Source organism: Pseudomonas sp. 8O, assembly GCF_902506495.1.
GTDB lineage: Bacteria > Pseudomonadota > Gammaproteobacteria > Pseudomonadales > Pseudomonadaceae > Aquipseudomonas > Aquipseudomonas chaetocerotis.
Genome location: NZ_LR733264.1, coordinates 443,815 through 458,397 on the forward strand (window position 1 = coordinate 443,815; position 14,583 = coordinate 458,397).

General features: G+C 63.7%; 15 protein-coding genes. 8 read left to right on the top strand and 7 right to left on the bottom strand.

Features of this window, described 5'->3' with window-relative positions; all coding sequences use genetic code 11:
* Positions 1 to 44: 44 nt before the first annotated feature.
* The 4 genes from GV002_RS04880 to dksA all read right to left on the bottom strand — a co-directional run bounded on the left by GV002_RS04880 (position 45) and on the right by dksA (position 4,832).
* A complete protein-coding gene (locus GV002_RS04880; RefSeq protein WP_160017304.1) occupies positions 45 to 2,999 on the bottom strand; it encodes a sensor histidine kinase in 2,955 nt (984 codons plus the stop codon).
* Positions 2,983 to 3,159 (bottom strand): hypothetical protein, encoded by a 177-nt coding sequence (locus tag GV002_RS04885; protein WP_003244646.1) that lies wholly within the window; start codon positions 3,157 to 3,159, stop codon positions 2,983 to 2,985. The genes GV002_RS04880 and GV002_RS04885 overlap by 17 nt, the downstream gene beginning before the upstream one ends.
* A gap of 291 nt (positions 3,160 to 3,450) precedes the next feature.
* Positions 3,451 to 4,335 carry a tRNA glutamyl-Q(34) synthetase GluQRS gene (gene gluQRS, locus GV002_RS04890; protein ID WP_160017305.1) on the bottom strand — a complete coding sequence of 295 codons (885 nt, stop codon included), beginning with the start codon at positions 4,333 to 4,335 and terminating at the stop codon, positions 3,451 to 3,453.
* Between the two features lie 50 nt (positions 4,336 to 4,385).
* The gene (dksA, locus tag GV002_RS04895) at positions 4,386 to 4,832 is read right to left on the bottom strand and encodes an RNA polymerase-binding protein DksA (protein WP_017675309.1); all 447 of its coding nucleotides are present in this window, start codon (positions 4,830 to 4,832) and stop codon (positions 4,386 to 4,388) included.
* Positions 4,833 to 5,090: 258 nt separating this feature from the next.
* On the opposite strand from dksA, the gene GV002_RS04900 reads away from it, so the two are divergent.
* Together GV002_RS04900 and sfsA are read left to right on the top strand one after the other, a co-directional pair.
* The gene (locus GV002_RS04900; protein ID WP_160017306.1) at positions 5,091 to 6,272 is read left to right on the top strand and encodes a pyridoxal phosphate-dependent aminotransferase; all 1,182 of its coding nucleotides are present in this window, start codon (positions 5,091 to 5,093) and stop codon (positions 6,270 to 6,272) included.
* On the top strand, positions 6,262 to 6,969 hold the full coding sequence (gene sfsA / locus GV002_RS04905) for a DNA/RNA nuclease SfsA (RefSeq protein WP_160017307.1): 708 nt from the start codon (positions 6,262 to 6,264) through the stop codon (positions 6,967 to 6,969). The genes GV002_RS04900 and sfsA overlap by 11 nt, the downstream gene beginning before the upstream one ends.
* A gap of 208 nt (positions 6,970 to 7,177) precedes the next feature.
* Here the strand turns inward: sfsA and GV002_RS04910 are convergent, their stop codons facing one another.
* Complete coding sequence (locus GV002_RS04910; RefSeq protein ID WP_160017308.1) at positions 7,178 to 7,495, bottom strand: Rieske (2Fe-2S) protein; 318 nt, start codon at positions 7,493 to 7,495, stop codon at positions 7,178 to 7,180.
* A 390-nt stretch (positions 7,496 to 7,885) separates the two neighbouring features.
* On the opposite strand from GV002_RS04910, the gene GV002_RS04915 reads away from it, so the two are divergent.
* The 6 genes from GV002_RS04915 to GV002_RS04940 all read left to right on the top strand — a co-directional run bounded on the left by GV002_RS04915 (position 7,886) and on the right by GV002_RS04940 (position 13,082).
* Complete coding sequence (locus GV002_RS04915) at positions 7,886 to 8,950, top strand: hemin-degrading factor (RefSeq protein ID WP_160017309.1); 1,065 nt, start codon at positions 7,886 to 7,888, stop codon at positions 8,948 to 8,950.
* Between the two features lie 59 nt (positions 8,951 to 9,009).
* Positions 9,010 to 9,909 carry a heme/hemin ABC transporter substrate-binding protein gene (locus tag GV002_RS04920; protein WP_160017310.1) on the top strand — a complete coding sequence of 300 codons (900 nt, stop codon included), beginning with the start codon at positions 9,010 to 9,012 and terminating at the stop codon, positions 9,907 to 9,909.
* A gap of 50 nt (positions 9,910 to 9,959) precedes the next feature.
* Complete coding sequence (locus tag GV002_RS04925; RefSeq protein ID WP_178094660.1) at positions 9,960 to 10,946, top strand: FecCD family ABC transporter permease; 987 nt, start codon at positions 9,960 to 9,962, stop codon at positions 10,944 to 10,946.
* Positions 10,946 to 11,713 carry a heme ABC transporter ATP-binding protein gene (locus GV002_RS04930; RefSeq protein WP_160017312.1) on the top strand — a complete coding sequence of 256 codons (768 nt, stop codon included), beginning with the start codon at positions 10,946 to 10,948 and terminating at the stop codon, positions 11,711 to 11,713. Before GV002_RS04925 ends, GV002_RS04930 begins: the two co-directional genes overlap by 1 nt.
* A 15-nt stretch (positions 11,714 to 11,728) precedes the next feature.
* Complete coding sequence (locus GV002_RS04935; RefSeq protein WP_160017313.1) at positions 11,729 to 12,613, top strand: ChaN family lipoprotein; 885 nt, start codon at positions 11,729 to 11,731, stop codon at positions 12,611 to 12,613.
* 61 nt (positions 12,614 to 12,674) lie between these two features.
* Entirely contained in the window at positions 12,675 to 13,082 is a 408-nt protein-coding gene (locus GV002_RS04940) for a nuclear transport factor 2 family protein (protein ID WP_160017314.1), read from the top strand.
* A gap of 293 nt (positions 13,083 to 13,375) precedes the next feature.
* Here GV002_RS04940 and GV002_RS04945 read toward each other — a convergent pair whose 3' ends face one another.
* Together GV002_RS04945 and GV002_RS04950 are read right to left on the bottom strand one after the other, a co-directional pair.
* Entirely contained in the window at positions 13,376 to 14,173 is a 798-nt protein-coding gene (locus GV002_RS04945; protein WP_017675299.1) for a cyclic nucleotide-binding domain-containing protein, read from the bottom strand.
* A 105-nt stretch (positions 14,174 to 14,278) separates the two neighbouring features.
* Positions 14,279 to 14,551 carry a TfoX/Sxy family protein gene (locus tag GV002_RS04950; RefSeq protein WP_074679532.1) on the bottom strand — a complete coding sequence of 91 codons (273 nt, stop codon included), beginning with the start codon at positions 14,549 to 14,551 and terminating at the stop codon, positions 14,279 to 14,281.
* Positions 14,552 to 14,583: the final 32 nt, after the last annotated feature.

Consider the following 14,583-nt stretch of genomic DNA (forward strand, 5'->3'; position numbering starts at 1 on the left):
CTCTCGACGGTCACGGAGGTGCCATTGGCAGCCTCTCTCGCTGTTTACATCGCTACGGACGTCGCCTCGACATGCCTTGGCAGGGTGACCCGAATTCGAGTGCCCAATTGGCGCTCGGGGTCAGCCGGGCTGTCGATTGTTATCTGTCCATAATGCTCTTCCACGATCGAATAGACCAGCGCGAGGCCCAGGCCGGTCCCCTCGCCGGGGTCCTTGGTGGTGAAGAAGGGTTCGAACAGGCGGTCGATGATCGCTTTGGGAATACCGCTGCCTTCATCCTCGACGATCAGGTCGACGGTATGTTCGCTGGCTTCGCTGCGCACGCGGATGGCGCCGCCCGGGGGCGAGGCGTCGCGGGCGTTGGACAGCAGGTTGATCAGTACCTGGGCCAGGCGCTGCGGATCGCCACAGGCCCAGTGCTGCGGGTCGCAGAGGTTGTAGAACTGGATGTCGAAGTTGCGCTTGTTCAACGACAGCAGGCCGATGGCGTCCTGCGCCACGTCGGCCAGGCACACCGGCTCGTCGCTGCGTTGGTGGCTGCCGGAGTGGGCGAAACTCATCAGCGACTGGACGATGCGCGATATGCGTTTGGTCTGTTCGAGGATCTGCCCGCTGATTTCGGTCAGTTCGGCGTCGGTCTCGCGCTCTTCGCGCATATTTTGCGCCAGGCAGGCGATACCGGTGATGGGGTTGCCGATCTCGTGGGCCACGCCAGCGGCGAGGCGGCCGATGCTGGCCAGGCGCTCGGAGTGCACCAGTTTGTCTTCGAGCATCTGGGTTTCGGTCTGGTCCTCGACCAGCAGCACCAGACCGCTGTTACCGGGCGCCAGGGGCTCGTTGATGGCCGCCTTGTGCAGGTTGAGCCAGCGGATCTGGCCGTCGAGCGCCAGGTGCTGCTTGTGCAGGTGCTGGTCGGGACGTTCGATGAAGTCTTGCAGCAGGCTCTGCCAGGGTTCGCTCAGGGTGCTCAGGCGCGAGCCGACGATGCGTTGTGCGGGAATATCGGTGAGCTCTTCCATGGCCCGGTTCCACATCAGAATTTCCTGGTCCTTGGCCAGCGAGCACACCCCCATCGGCAGCTCTTGCAGAGTCTGACGGTGGTAGCGGCGCAGGGCATCGAGCTCGGCGGCCAGACCGGTCAGGCGCGACTGGTAGTCTTCCAGGCGGCTTTCGATGAAATGGATGTCCTCGGTGACATAGCCCTCGCTGCCGGATTTGTAGGGCAGGAAGGTTTCCACGATGTCCTGTGCCACGCTCGGTCCCATCAGGCCGGACAGGTTGGCCTCGATGCGGTCACGCAGGCGGCGCAGGGCGTAGGGGCGGCTCTCGTCGAAGGGCAGATGCAGATCGCGCAGGGCCTGCTCGACTTCGCGTTGCGCGGTCTTGGCACCAAGCGGCTTGGCCAGTTGCGCGGCAAAGTCCTGCGGTGACACGGCGACCAGCTCGCGCCGTTGCGGGCGGCGCACGTTGTCCACTGCGCAGGCTTCGGCGGCGCTCTTTTCCTCGGGGCTGGCTTCGGTGAACAGCGACACCAGGGTGAATACCAGTACGTTGGCGGCGAGCGAGGCGATGGCAGCGAGGTGCCAGCTGGCGTCGTCGAGCACATAGATGACGTTGAACAGTGGCAGGTAGAAACCTTCCAGGTTGCCCAGCAGCGGCAGCAGCATGGTCAGCGCCCAGACGCTGATGCCGGCCAGCAGACCGGCGATGAAGCCGCGGCGATTGGCCGTTTGCCAATACAGTACCGAGAGCACGCCGGGCAGGAACTGCAGAGTGGCGACGAAGGCGACGATGCCCAGATTGGCCAGGTCCTGCTGCGCCCCCAGCAGCAGGTAGAAGCCGTAGCCGGCCATGATGATGCAGGCGATCAGCGTGCGGCGTGTCCACTTCAGCCAGCGGTAGATGTTGCCCTCGGCCGGTGGCTGGTAGAGCGGCAGTACCAGGTGGTTGAGGGCCATGCCCGACAGCGCCAGGGTCGAGACGATGATCAGGCCGCTGGAGGCCGACAACCCGCCGACATAGGCCAGCAATGCCAGGGTCTCGCTGTTGACCGCGATACCCAGGCCCAGGGTGAAATATTCCGGGTTGGTGGTCGCCCCGAGCTTGAGGCCGGCCCAGAGGATCAGCGGCACGGCCAGACTCATCAGCAGCAGGAACAGCGGCAGGCCCCAGCTGGCGCTGACCATCGCGCGCGGGTTGAGGTTCTCGGTGAAGGTCATGTGGTACATGTGCGGCATGACGATGGCCGAAGCGAAGAACACCAGCAGCAGGGTGCGCCACGGGCCTTCCTGCAGCGGCGTGTGCAGCGTGGCCAACGCCGCCTGATTCTGTACCAGCCACAATTCCAATTCACGTGGACCACCGAACACCTGGTAAAGCGCGTACCAGCCGATCACGCCCAGGGCGACCAGCTTGACCAGCGACTCGAAGGCGATGGCGAACACCAGGCCCTCGTGTTTCTCACGGGTGGCGATATGGCGCGCGCCGAACAGGATGGTGAACAGGATGATCAGGCCGCAGTAGCTCAGCGCGACTTTTTCCTGCAGTGGCTCGCGGCTGAGGATGCCGATGGAGTCGGCCACCGCCTGGATCTGCAGGGCCAGCAACGGCAGCACACCGATCAGCATGAACAGCGTGGTCAGTGCGCCGGCCCAGGTGCTGCGAAAGCGGAAGGCGAACAGGTCGGCCAGCGATGACAGCTGGTAGGTGCGGGTGATGCGCAGGATCGGGTAGAGCAGCACCGGCGCGAGCAGGAAGGCCCCGGAGACGCCGAGGTAACTGGCGAGGAAACCGTAGCCGTACTGGTAGGCCAGCCCCACCGTGCCGTAGAAGGCCCAGGCGCTGGCATAGACACCTAGCGACAGGGTGTAGGTCAGCGGGTGGCGGATGATCCAGCGGGGGATAAGACCGTGTTCACTGACCCAGGCGACGCCGAACAGCACCAGCAGATAGCCGGCGCTGATCAGGATCAGCTCGCTCAGGCTAAAGCTCGTCAGCATCGCGTTGGCTCTGAAGAATGAAGGTGACGACGATCAGGATCAGCCACAGCAGATAAGGCCGGTACCAGGCGCCATTGGGGTCGATCCACCAGTCCATGATGGCCGGGGAGAACAGGTAGATCCCCACTACCAGGATCAGAACCAGTCGGTAGATATACATGTGACATCTCGTCGAAAGATGCCGCGATGGTAAAGGATGCCGCGCGTTCCAAGCCACAAACTTGAAGCCGGAGGATGGAGGGTGCGCCGCGAGCATCGAGGTCGTGCCAGGTTCTCTGGGGAGGCACTGGTACGCATGGCGTACCCTACGGTACCTCGCGTAGCCTCTCTCGAATCGTCTTGTGATGCCTCTCGTAGGGTGCGCCGCGCACACCGAGGCCTTACAGCGCGTAGCCCGGATGCAATCCGGGGATGCCTGCACCATCGTTCCCGGATTGCATCCGGGCTACGGCTACTTCAATTGCGCTTCGGCCAGGGTGCGGCTGCGTGGAATGCGTGTGGCGTCCCAGTTGGCGATGCCCCAGGCCAGCAGCTCGCCGGGGCTGGCGCCTTGCAGCTCGGTGGGTGGCTGCTGGCCCAGCGCCCGCAGGGCGCGCAGCAGCAGAGGACTGGCCTGGTCGGCCGGCAAGGGCGCGGAGCGATAACTCTTGCCCAGTTTGTGCCCGTCCGGCTGGATGATCAGCGGCACGTGCAGGTAACGCGGCTGTCGCAGCCCGAGCAACTCCTGCAGATAGAGCTGGCGCGGGGTCGAGTCGAGCAGGTCGGCGCCGCGCACTACGTCGGTAACACCCTGCCAGGCATCGTCCAGTACCACCGCGAGCTGATAGGCGAACAGACCATCGCGCCGGCGAATCACGAAGTCGCCGACGTCACGGCCCAGGTGCTGGCGAAATTCACCCTGCACGCGGTCGATGAAGTGGTAGTCCAGCTCCGGTACGCGCAGGCGGATGGCGGCGTCGTGATCAGGATGGCAGGCGTTACGGCAGAACCCCGGATAGATGCCGGCGTAGCCTTCCAGTTGCTTGCGTGAGCAGGTGCACGCATAAGCCAGGCCCTGACTGAACAGGCGGGCGATCACCGCTGCGTATTCGTCATGCCGCTCGCTCTGGCGCACCAGTTCGCCGTCCCACTCGAAACCGTAGGTCTCCAGCGTGCGCAGGATCGCATCCTGTGCGCCAGGTATTTCCCGTGGCGGATCGAGGTCCTCCATGCGCAGCAGCCAGCGGCCGCCAACGGCGCGGGCATCGAGGTAGGAAGCGAGGGCGGCGACCAGCGAACCGAAGTGCAGGTAGCCGCTGGGCGTGGGGGCGAAACGCCCGATATAGGCAGTGTTCATGGAGGCAAGGCCAGAAACAGAGCGGGGCGCCTAAGCGCCCCGTCGTCAGATCAGGAACCGATCTGCTTTTCCTTGATTTCCGCCAGCGTCTTGCAGTCGATGCACAGAGTCGCAGTCGGGCGGGCTTCGAGGCGGCGAATGCCGATTTCGACGCCACAGGAGTCGCACCAACCGTAATCGTTGTCTTCGATCAGTTGCAGCGTCTCGTCGATCTTCTTGATCAGCTTGCGCTCGCGGTCACGGGCGCGCAGTTCCAGGCTGAATTCTTCTTCCTGGCTGGCGCGGTCGGCCGGGTCCGGGAAGTTGGCCGCTTCGTCCTGCATGTGGTGCACGGTACGGTCGACTTCCTGCATCAGCTCCAGCTTCCACTTATTGAGGATGCTGGTGAAGTGAGCGCGCATCGGCTCGCTCATGTATTCCTCGCCCTTCTTCTCTTGATAGGGTTCGAAACCACGAATCAGCTGGCTGGTGCTTTTGGCTTTTTCTTTTGTGGGCATGGATGACGCCTCTCACTCTTTCTAATCCATCGCGCAGGTTATTCCATTGCCAGGCGTTTGTCCGGCCCTGCGACTGCAAGCCGGCGAACTTACCAGATCGAATCGGGGCGCGCTACTCCCGGTTGTCTCTGCCCTGTCCGGGCTGTGAACGAAATCTGCATGGGACTGGCCAGTAAGCGTAGCGGCGCTTTGACGCCCTTGCCGCGGGCTGAAGCTGCCCTGCTAGAATCCGCGCCTCGCAACCCAGAAGACAGACCCATGGCTCAGCTCTACAGTGCGCGCAGTCGCGCCATCGAACCCTTCCATGTGATGGCCTTGCTGGCGCGTGCCAACGAATTGCAGGCGGCTGGTCACGATGTGATCCACCTGGAGATCGGCGAGCCGGACTTCACCACCGCCGAGCCGATCATCCGTGCTGGCCAGGCCGCGCTGGCTGCCGGGCATACCCGTTACACCGCTGCTCGCGGCCTGCCGCAGCTACGCGAAGCCATCGCCGGCTTCTACGCCGAACGTTACCGGTTGAATGTCGACCCGCAGCGCATTCTGGTGACGCCCGGCGGCTCTGGTGCGTTGCTGCTGGCCGCCAGCCTGCTGGTCGATCCTGGCAAGCACTGGTTACTGGCCGACCCCGGCTACCCGTGCAATCGCCACTTTCTGCGACTGGTCGAGGGGGCAGCGCAGCTGGTGCCAGTCGGCCCGGACGTGCGTTACCAGCTCACCCCGCAACTGGTGGAGCGGCATTGGGACTCGGGCAGCGTCGGTGCGCTGGTTGCGTCGCCGGCCAACCCGACTGGCACCTTGCTGCACAGGGACGAGCTGGCAGCCCTGTCGACCTGTCTCAAGCAGCGCGGCGGTCACCTGGTGGTAGACGAGATCTACCATGGCCTGACCTACGGCTGTGATGCACCGAGTGTGCTGGAAGTGGATGACGACGCCTTCGTACTCAACAGTTTCTCCAAATATTTCGGCATGACCGGCTGGCGTCTGGGCTGGCTGGTGGCGCCCGAGGCGGCCGTGCCGGAGCTGGAAAAACTGGCGCAGAACCTCTACATCAGCGCGCCGAGCATGGCGCAGCATGCCGCACTGGCCTGCTTCGAGCCGGCCACGCTGGCGATCCTTGAAGAGCGTCGTCACGAATTCCAGCGCCGCCGCGACTACCTGCTGCCGGCGTTGCGCGAGCTGGGCTTCGGCATCGCCGTGGAACCGGAAGGTGCCTTCTATCTATATGCGGACATCAGCGCCTTCGGCGGCGATGCCTTCGCCTTCTGCCGGCACTTCATCGAAACCGAACACGTGGCCTTCACTCCGGGCCTGGACTTCGGTCGCTATCAGGCCGGGCACCATGTGCGCTTCGCCTACACGCAGAATGTCGAGCGCCTGCAGCAGGCGGTCGAGCGTATCGCTCGTGGCCTGAAGAGCTGGAAGCCCGATGCGCTTTGACCCGCCGCTGGAAGAAGGGCGCCTGCTGCGTCGCTACAAGCGCTTTCTCGCCGATATAGAGACTGCCAGCGGCGAGCAGATGACCATCCACTGCGCCAACACCGGCTCGATGCTCAATTGCATGAGCGAAGGGTGCCGGGTGTGGTTCAGCCGCAGCAATGATCCCAAGCGCAAGCTGCCGGGTAGTTGGGAGATCAGCGAAACGCCGCAGGGGCGTCTGGCCTGCATCAACACCGCGCGAGCCAATGCGCTGGTGGAAGAGGCGCTGCGTGCCGGGCTGATCACGGAGCTGGCCGGCTTTACCGCGTTCAAGCGCGAAGTGCCTTACGGGGTGGAGAACAGCCGCGCCGACTTTCGTCTGGATTACCCGGATGGTCAGGTCTACGTCGAGGTCAAGAGTGTCACCCTGGGCTTCGATGGCAGCGACGTGGCGGCCTTTCCCGATGCGGTGACGCAGCGCGGCGCCAAGCATCTGCGTGAGCTGGCTGCGCTGGCGCGTGCCGGTGTGCGGACCGTGCAGCTGTATTGCGTGAACCTCTCCGGTATCCGCGCTGTGCGTGCTGCCGAAGAAATCGACCCGACTTACGCTGCAGGCTTGCGCGAAGCCAAGGCTGCGGGAGTTGAGGTGCTGGCCTACGGCGCCGAGCTCAGTCCCGAGGGGATCGCCCTGGTTCGCCGGCTAGAGGTACTGGGATAGGGTGCGCCCTGCGCACCGGCTATTCGCAACACACTGTCCGAATGCATCGCGACATCATCAATATCGCCCGGTGCGCATGGCGCACCCTACGGCACGTCGTGCTGCTTCTCTCGAATCATCTTGCGATGAACCCCCGTAGGGTGCGCCGCGCGCACCGGCTTATGCTTCGCTGGCGCGGTGCGCACGACCTGGGCTGCCCAGCGACTCCCTATGGCGCGATCCAGATCCCGTTTGCATCTTCCCTGCACTTAAGCATCTGCAGTGCCTGCCCCTCGCAGGGGCCCGCCACGCATTCGCCGCTCTCGATCAGAAACAGCGCGCCATGGGTCGCGCAGCGGATCAGGCTGCCGCTGTCATCGAGAAAATCGTCCTTCTGCCATTCCAGTGCAATGCCGCGATGCGGGCAACGGTTGAGATAGGCATGTACCTGCCCGTCCCTGCGCACGGCGAGCAGGGGCCGTTGGTCAATCACAAAGCCCCGGCTCTGACCTTCGACCAGTTCGTGTGGGGCGCACAAGCGAATCATCGCGGTTTCCCGTTAGCGTGGAAGTCGCTTAGTGGCGACCTCTGATGACCTTCTCTCTCTGGAGAAGATGGCGCGTAGCGCCGCAAGAGGAACTGATTATCCCGCAAGAAGAAAGAGGGCGCATCCATGCTCAGGTACGACGGCGTGGCCGGCAGTGTCTGCGGCAAATCCTTCAGCAGATGCCTCGTGATACCGGGCATTCGTCAGGTGAGATGATCTTCAATAGGGGCTAAGCCTGCCCACGGTTGGCGGCGTTGCAATGATTGGGGTGGCAGATTACTGCTCTATATAAGTGATTATCATGTAGATTATCGATATGTTCTGTTGGTGCTGGCCTGGCGTCAGTGCCGCAAAGAGACTGGCAATCGCCCGCGAGAAGGACTGTTCCCCATGAGTACCGCTCCAACTGCTGCCGTTCAGGCGGTCAATCTTTATCAGGCCTGGCAAGCGCTACGCCTGGAACAACCACGCCTGCGCGCCCGCGAGGCGGCAGCACAGTTGGGCGTGAGCGAGGCCGAGCTGACCGCAAACCGTGTGGGCATCGATGCACAGCGGCTGCGTCCGGACTGGGCCGAATTGCTGCCGGCTTTTGCTCAGCTGGGGCATGTGATGGTGCTGACTCGCAACGAGCACTGCGTCCATGAACGCAAGGGGCTGTATCGCGAGGTGAGTGTTTCCGCATCTGGGCAAATAGGCCTGGTGGTGTCTTCCGATATCGACCTGCGTCTTTTCCTCGGTGGCTGGGCCAGTGTGTTCGCCATCGCCGAGGAGACCGCCAAGGGCACCCAGCGCAGCATCCAGGTGTTCGACCAGCAGGGCGTTGCCGTGCACAAGGTCTACCTGACCGAACGCAGTGAGCTGAGCGCCTGGCAGCCGCTGATCGAACGCTTCGCTGGCGAGCAGAGCGCCGAATTGCAGTTGCTGCCGCCGCCTGCTGCGCCGCTGCGCAAGGTCGACACCGATGTTGACAGTCAGGCGTTGCGTGAGGGCTGGGCGACGCTGCAGGACACCCACCATTTCTTCGCTCTTTTGAAGAAGTATGAGGTGGCCCGTACCCAGGCGCTGCGCCTGGCGGGCGAGCAATGGGCACAGCCGTTGGCGACCTCTGAGTTGACGGTGCTGATGGAGCAGGCCGCTGCCCGTGAAGTGCCGATCATGGTGTTCGTCGGCAACCGCCACTGCATTCAGATTCACACTGGTCCGGTGCACAACCTGCGCTGGATGGACAGCTGGTTCAACGTGCTCGATCCCGACTTCAACTTGCACCTGCAGACGCGCGGTGTGGTCGAGTTGTGGCGCGTGCGCAAACCCAGTTTCGACGGCGTGATAACCAGCCTGGAGGCCTTCGATGCCGATGGCGAACTGGTCATTCAGCTGTTCGGTGCACGCAAGCCGGGCATGGCCGAGCGTAACGACTGGCGCGAGCTGGCCGAATCACTGTCTGTGCTGGCCTGAGCCGAGTGTGCCGGTCTCCCGTTGGGGCCGGTCGATGTCACGTTCGAGGAGTCGAGATCATGCGTCTTGCCAATATCCTGGGCGGTCTGGCGGCCGTCCTGCTGTTTCCCAATGTGGTGCTGGCAGCCGAGCCGCTGCCGCAGCGCTGGGTGAGTTCCGGCGGTGCGCTGAGCGAGTGGGTGGTGCTGCTCGGAGGCGAGAGCAAACTGGTGGGCGTCGATACCACCAGTCGTCATCCTGCCTCGCTGGCCAAGCTGCCCAGCGTCGGTTATCAACGCCAACTGGCGGCCGAAGGTATTCTGGCCCTGCGCCCGGATCTGCTGCTTGGTAGTGAAGAAATGGGTCCGCCGCCGGTGCTCGCGCAACTGATGGCGGCAGGCGTACGCATCGAGCGCCTGACTGCCCGGGCTGAGCTGGACAGCCTGCAGGCCAATCTGCAGCGCATGGGCCAGTTGCTCGGTGATGAGGCGGCAGCGCAACGCGCCTTCGCTGATTACCAGGCGCGCTTGCAGACCCAGCAACAATGGGTTGAGCAGGCCCAGCGCAGCCAGGAGGCGCCCGGTGTGTTGCTGTTGCTCGGGCATGCGGGCGGCAGCCCGCTGATTGGCGGTATTGACACTGCTGCCGACTGGCTGATCCGTCGTGCCGGCGGACGCAATCTGGCCAGTCACAATGGCTACAAGGCGTTGTCCAGCGAAGCGCTGCTGGCGCTCGACCCGCAGGTCGTGGTGGTGGCTGATCGTGCTTTGGAGGGTGACGCGGCCAGGCAGGCCCTGCTGCAGCAGAACCCTGCCTTGGCCGGTACGCGTGCGGCGCGCGAGGGACGTTTGCTGGCGCTGGACCCGACCCTGCTGGTCGGCGGTCTTGGGCCGCGCGTGCCGGATGGGCTGGCGATGCTCGCGGCAGGCTTTTATCCTGCTAGCCCATCTCCGATAGCCGAAGCCAAGCGCGAGCCATGACCTCATCTTTTTCGACGCGCCCATTGTTCATCGCACTGGGCCTGTTGCTAGTGCTCGTGCTGTGGCTCTCGCTGGCGCTCGGGCCGGTCGGTCTGCCACTGGGCGATACCATGCGTGCTGCGTTGCGTTTGCTGGGCCTACCTCTCACGGCGGATGCGTCGGTACAGCAGGCCGAATTGATCCTGTCGCAGATACGCATGCCGCGCACCTTGCTCGGGCTGGCCGTAGGCATGGTGCTGGCACTCTGTGGCGTGGCGATGCAGGGGCTGTTTCGCAATCCATTGGCCGACCCCGGTTTGGTCGGCGTTTCCAGCGGCGCCGCGCTGGGCGCTGCGGTGGCCATTGTCGGCGGCGCCGCATTCGGTGGTTTACCGGAGGCCTTCGCGCCCTATTTGTTGTCGGCCTGTGCCTTCGTCGGTGGCTTGCTGGTCACGGCGCTGGTCTATCGCCTGGGCCAGCGTGACGGGCAAACCAACGTGGCGACCATGTTGTTGGCGGGCATCGCCTTGACCGCACTCGCGGGGGCGGCCATCGGTCTGTTCACCTACCTGGCGGACGATGCGACCCTGCGCACCCTGACCTTCTGGAACCTGGGCAGCCTCAATGGCGCCAGTTACGCACGGCTCTGGCCGTTGTTGCTGGCCACGCTGGCCGTGGCGCTGTGGTTGCCGCGACGGGCACGGGCGTTGAACGCGCTGCTGCTGGGCGAGTCGGAGGCGCGTCATCTTGGTTTCGATGTGGAGAGCCTCAAGCGCGAGCTGGTGTTCTGCACTGCACTGGGTGTCGGTGCTGCGGTGGCGGCCGCCGGCTTGATCGGTTTCATCGGCCTTGTGGTGCCGCATCTGATGCGCTTGCTGGTGGGGCCTGATCATCGCCTGTTGCTCCCTGCATCCGCGCTCGCCGGTGCGAGTCTGTTGCTGCTGGCCGACCTGATCGCGCGCCTGGCGCTGGCCCCTGCGGAGTTGCCGATCGGCATTGTCACGGCGCTGATTGGTGCGCCGTTCTTTCTTTATCTGCTGGTGCGGGGGCGAAGCTGATGCTGCGGGTTGAACAGCTGGAAGTCCGCCGCGGCCAGGGCGTGGTGCTCAGTGGCATCGATCTGCAGTTGCACCCCGGCGAAGTGCTGGGTGTGCTGGGGCCCAACGGCGCGGGCAAGAGCACTTTGCTGGCGGCGATGACCGGCGAGCTGCCGGCCAGCGCCGGGCAGGTGACGCTGGATCAGCGCGCGCTCGATGACTGGGCCGGGCCGGAGCGGGCCAGGCGTCTGGCCGTGTTGCCGCAGAGTTCCAGTCTGAATTTCGCCTTTCGTGTCGAGGAAGTGGTCGCCATGGGCCGCCTGCCGCATGACAGCGGGCGCGTGCGCGACGCGCAGATCGTGCAGCAGGCGTTGCTGGCAGCCGATGCTGTTCACCTAGCGGGGCGCAGCTACCTGGCGTTGTCCGGCGGCGAGCGCCAGCGCGTGCACCTGGCGCGGGTGCTGGCGCAGCTGTGGCCGGGCGGCGAGGGGCAGACCCTGCTGCTCGATGAGCCGACCTCGATGCTCGATCCGCTGCATCAGCACACCTGCCTGCAGGCGGTTCGCCGTCTGGCCGAATCCGGCGCGGCGGTACTGGTGATCCTCCATGATCTCAATCTGGCCGCGCGCTACTGCGATCGCCTATTGTTGCTGGAACAGGGCAGGGCGCATGCGCTGGGTACCCCTGCCGAAGTGTTGCGTGCCGAGCCCCTGCAGGCCGTGTTCGGTCTGGAAGTGCTGGTGCAGACTCATCCCGAACGCGGCCACCCGCTGATCGTCGCGCGCTGAATCTTGGAAACCCCGATGCGAGTCGTTCTGTTGAGCTGTCTGATGCTGCTGGCCGCCTGTCAGAGTCGAAATGTGCTGCCACCGCCGGCGCCGCTCGCTCCACTGGGGCATGAGCATGCCGATCTGGGGCGTATCGTCGATCTGGTCAGCGGGCAGAGCGTCAGCCCTGAGCAACTGCTGAGTCGTCTTGCGCCGGCTCAGCGGGTACTGGTCGGCGAGCAGCACGACAATCCCGATCACCATGCCTTGCAGCTCTGGCTGTCGCGCGAGCTATCCAGGTTGCGCCCGCAGGGCAGCGTGCTGATGGAGATGCTCAACCCCGATCAGCAGAACAAGGTCGATCAGGCCCAGAAAACCGTGCGCGCAGGGCAGGCGATTACCGATCCGTTCGACGCCCTGGCCTGGCAGCCGGGATGGGGCTGGTCGCTTTACGGGCCGCTGGTGTTGCATCAATTGCGTCAGCCCTATCCCTTGCTCGCGGCCAATCTGGATCGTACCGAGATCATGCAGATTTATCGCCAGCGGCCGACGCTTGCGGGGGAGCGCTCAGGTGCAGCCGAGGTGCAGGCGCGTTTGCTGGCCGATATCCGCGAGTCGCACTGCGGCCTGCTGCCGGACAGCCAGTTGCCGGCGATGCTGGCCGTGCAGCAGCAGCGTGACCGGCGCATGGCCGAGGCGCTGATGGCGGCGCCGCAGCCAAGCCTGCTGCTGGCCGGCGCCTTTCATGCGCGCAAGGACCTCGGCGTCCCCTTGCATCTGGCCGACCTTGGCGCGCAGGCTGGCAGCGCGGTGCTGATATTGGCTGAAGTCGGTCGCTCGGTGGACGCCTCCATGGCCGATTACGTCTGGTTCACTGCCGCGCAGCCGGAGCAGGATCACTGCGCCAAACTGCGACCCTAGCCGCCTTTCGTGAGCTGCCTGCACGGTATCCTCGGCGCTTTGCCGATTCGGAGCCTGGCCTATGTCCACAGACGTTCGCGACCTGCTGCAAGGTTATTTCAACGCCCTCAATGATCGGGATATCCGCGCCTGCCTGTCGCTGGTCAGCGACGGACTGATTCTGGAGCCCAATCAGGGTTTCACCGAGCATGGGCGCGATGCATTCGCGGCTTTTCTGGAACGGCAGCTGCATTGCTATCGCGAGATGATCGAGTCGCTGGTGATCCTGGTCGAACCACAGGGGCGACATGCGGCCTGCGAGTACCGCGTTATCGGCGAGTACCTGGCTACCGATGATGGCCTGCCGGAGGCCTGCGGGCAGCGTTACGAGATGCGCGTCGGCGCCTTCTTCGAGATCCAGGACGGGCTGATCGCACGCATCAGCCTGCATTTCAATTTGCCGGACTGGCTGGCGCAGGTCGACGACTGAGGTCCGCTGCGGACGTTGTGCCGGGTGCAGCAGGGCACACTTTCGGCCAGGCAAAAAAAGACCCGGCAAGAGCCGGGTCAATAACCGTGATTAGCCTGATGAGGAGATAATCTGAAGAGTCCGACTGAATGGTCTCTTTAGCTTATCGGCTGATCTCGCGACCAGTTGAGATAATAATAACAATTCTCATTCCATAGTCAATGCCCTTTTGAGAACTTTTCTCAGAAAGTTTTTGCCGGGCTCATAAATGCAAAACCCGGCTCTGGGCCGGGTTCGCTGATGCGGGTGGAGACTCAGGATTCCCCAGGCAAGCGCAGTTGAGTGACTTCCTTGTTCAGCAGATCGATGCGTCGAGCCATGCTCTCGATCAGGCTGTGAGCGATGCGCGGGTTGCTTTGCATCAGGCTGAGGAATTGCTCCTTGGGAATCACCATGACCGTGCAAGGTTCGCTGGCGACCACCGTGGCGCTGCGCTTCTCGCGAGTGAATACCGCCATGGCGCCGAAGATTTCGTCCTTTTGCACATCGCCGACCTTCTGGCCGTCGACGTAGGCCTCGGCGTGGCCCTCGATGATGATGAACACGTGGTCGGCTTCATCGCCCTGATGAATCAGCTCCTCGCCGGCAGCGAAATGCTGGAAGCCGGTCGCCGGACGGATCTCCGGTTGTTTCAGGCGTGCCAGTGCGTCGGACAGCAGAGCGGTGTGGCCGATCAGATATTGAATGAACTGTTCCTGGCGCTGCTCGCTGGCATAGATGTGCTGGAACGTTTCGCTGCGCGAGTAGGGAATCAGGCTGATGGGTTCTTCACTGCTGTAGCGGCAGGAGGGGAGGTCGATGCCCTGGCGCAGGCCGACCAGATCGCCCTCCTGCAGATAGAACAGCGGGCGTTCATCAACCAGCGCATGCAGCAGCCCGTTCTCGATGATGAACAGCTGGTTGCCAGGCAGTACCTGAGCCAGATCATCGACACGCTCCAGACGTAGCGGCTCACCCGCGGGTTGCAGCCCTTCCAGCAGCTGAGTGGGGATACTCTGCAGGCGATTGATCAACTGATCGGCGTAGGCCGGTTGCTCCCCGAGTAAATACATAACCGTAATTCCTTGAACTGGCTGGACTGGCTGACCACACGAAGGTCCCTGAAACAATAGGCTGTGCGGCTCTTCGAGTAAATCACCTTGCGCTGGTGTTGTGAGCTAGCTCTTGTTGTGGCCTTGGGCTTCGTCCAGCTTGCCGTTCAGTTCGGCCTTGTGTGCGGGGGGGAGCTCACTCCAATGCACATTGAGCAGAGCTCCCTCGATGGCGTAAAGCAGCACCTTGGATGCGCGAAAACCGCGCGCTCTGACTGCGCGATAGGCTCCCACAGCGCCATAGCGACGCAGGTCGTTGGCGCTGTGAATCCCCACGGCGTGCAGCCACTGCGCCGAGGTCTTGCCCAGGTTTTTCAAGTGTTGCAGTTCGTCGTTCATCGGGCCTCCATGCGTGCGGGTGAAAGGTTCAC

Coding starts and splice junctions, on each gene's coding strand:
- GV002_RS04920 (WP_160017310.1), top strand. CDS start 9,010: ATGCGTCTTGCCAATATCCTGGGCGGTCTGGCGGCCGTCCTGCTGTTT.
- GV002_RS04935 (WP_160017313.1), top strand. CDS start 11,729: ATGCGAGTCGTTCTGTTGAGCTGTCTGATGCTGCTGGCCGCCTGTCAG.
- GV002_RS04885 (WP_003244646.1), bottom strand. CDS start 3,159: ATGTATATCTACCGACTGGTTCTGATCCTGGTAGTGGGGATCTACCTG.
- dksA (WP_017675309.1), bottom strand. CDS start 4,832: ATGCCCACAAAAGAAAAAGCCAAAAGCACCAGCCAGCTGATTCGTGGT.
- gluQRS (WP_160017305.1), bottom strand. CDS start 4,335: ATGAACACTGCCTATATCGGGCGTTTCGCCCCCACGCCCAGCGGCTAC.
- GV002_RS04940 (WP_160017314.1), top strand. CDS start 12,675: ATGTCCACAGACGTTCGCGACCTGCTGCAAGGTTATTTCAACGCCCTC.
- sfsA (WP_160017307.1), top strand. CDS start 6,262: ATGCGCTTTGACCCGCCGCTGGAAGAAGGGCGCCTGCTGCGTCGCTAC.
- GV002_RS04930 (WP_160017312.1), top strand. CDS start 10,946: ATGCTGCGGGTTGAACAGCTGGAAGTCCGCCGCGGCCAGGGCGTGGTG.
- GV002_RS04910 (WP_160017308.1), bottom strand. CDS start 7,495: ATGATTCGCTTGTGCGCCCCACACGAACTGGTCGAAGGTCAGAGCCGG.
- GV002_RS04945 (WP_017675299.1), bottom strand. CDS start 14,173: ATGTATTTACTCGGGGAGCAACCGGCCTACGCCGATCAGTTGATCAAT.
- GV002_RS04900 (WP_160017306.1), top strand. CDS start 5,091: ATGGCTCAGCTCTACAGTGCGCGCAGTCGCGCCATCGAACCCTTCCAT.
- GV002_RS04880 (WP_160017304.1), bottom strand. CDS start 2,999: ATGCTGACGAGCTTTAGCCTGAGCGAGCTGATCCTGATCAGCGCCGGC.
- GV002_RS04915 (WP_160017309.1), top strand. CDS start 7,886: ATGAGTACCGCTCCAACTGCTGCCGTTCAGGCGGTCAATCTTTATCAG.
- GV002_RS04950 (WP_074679532.1), bottom strand. CDS start 14,551: ATGAACGACGAACTGCAACACTTGAAAAACCTGGGCAAGACCTCGGCG.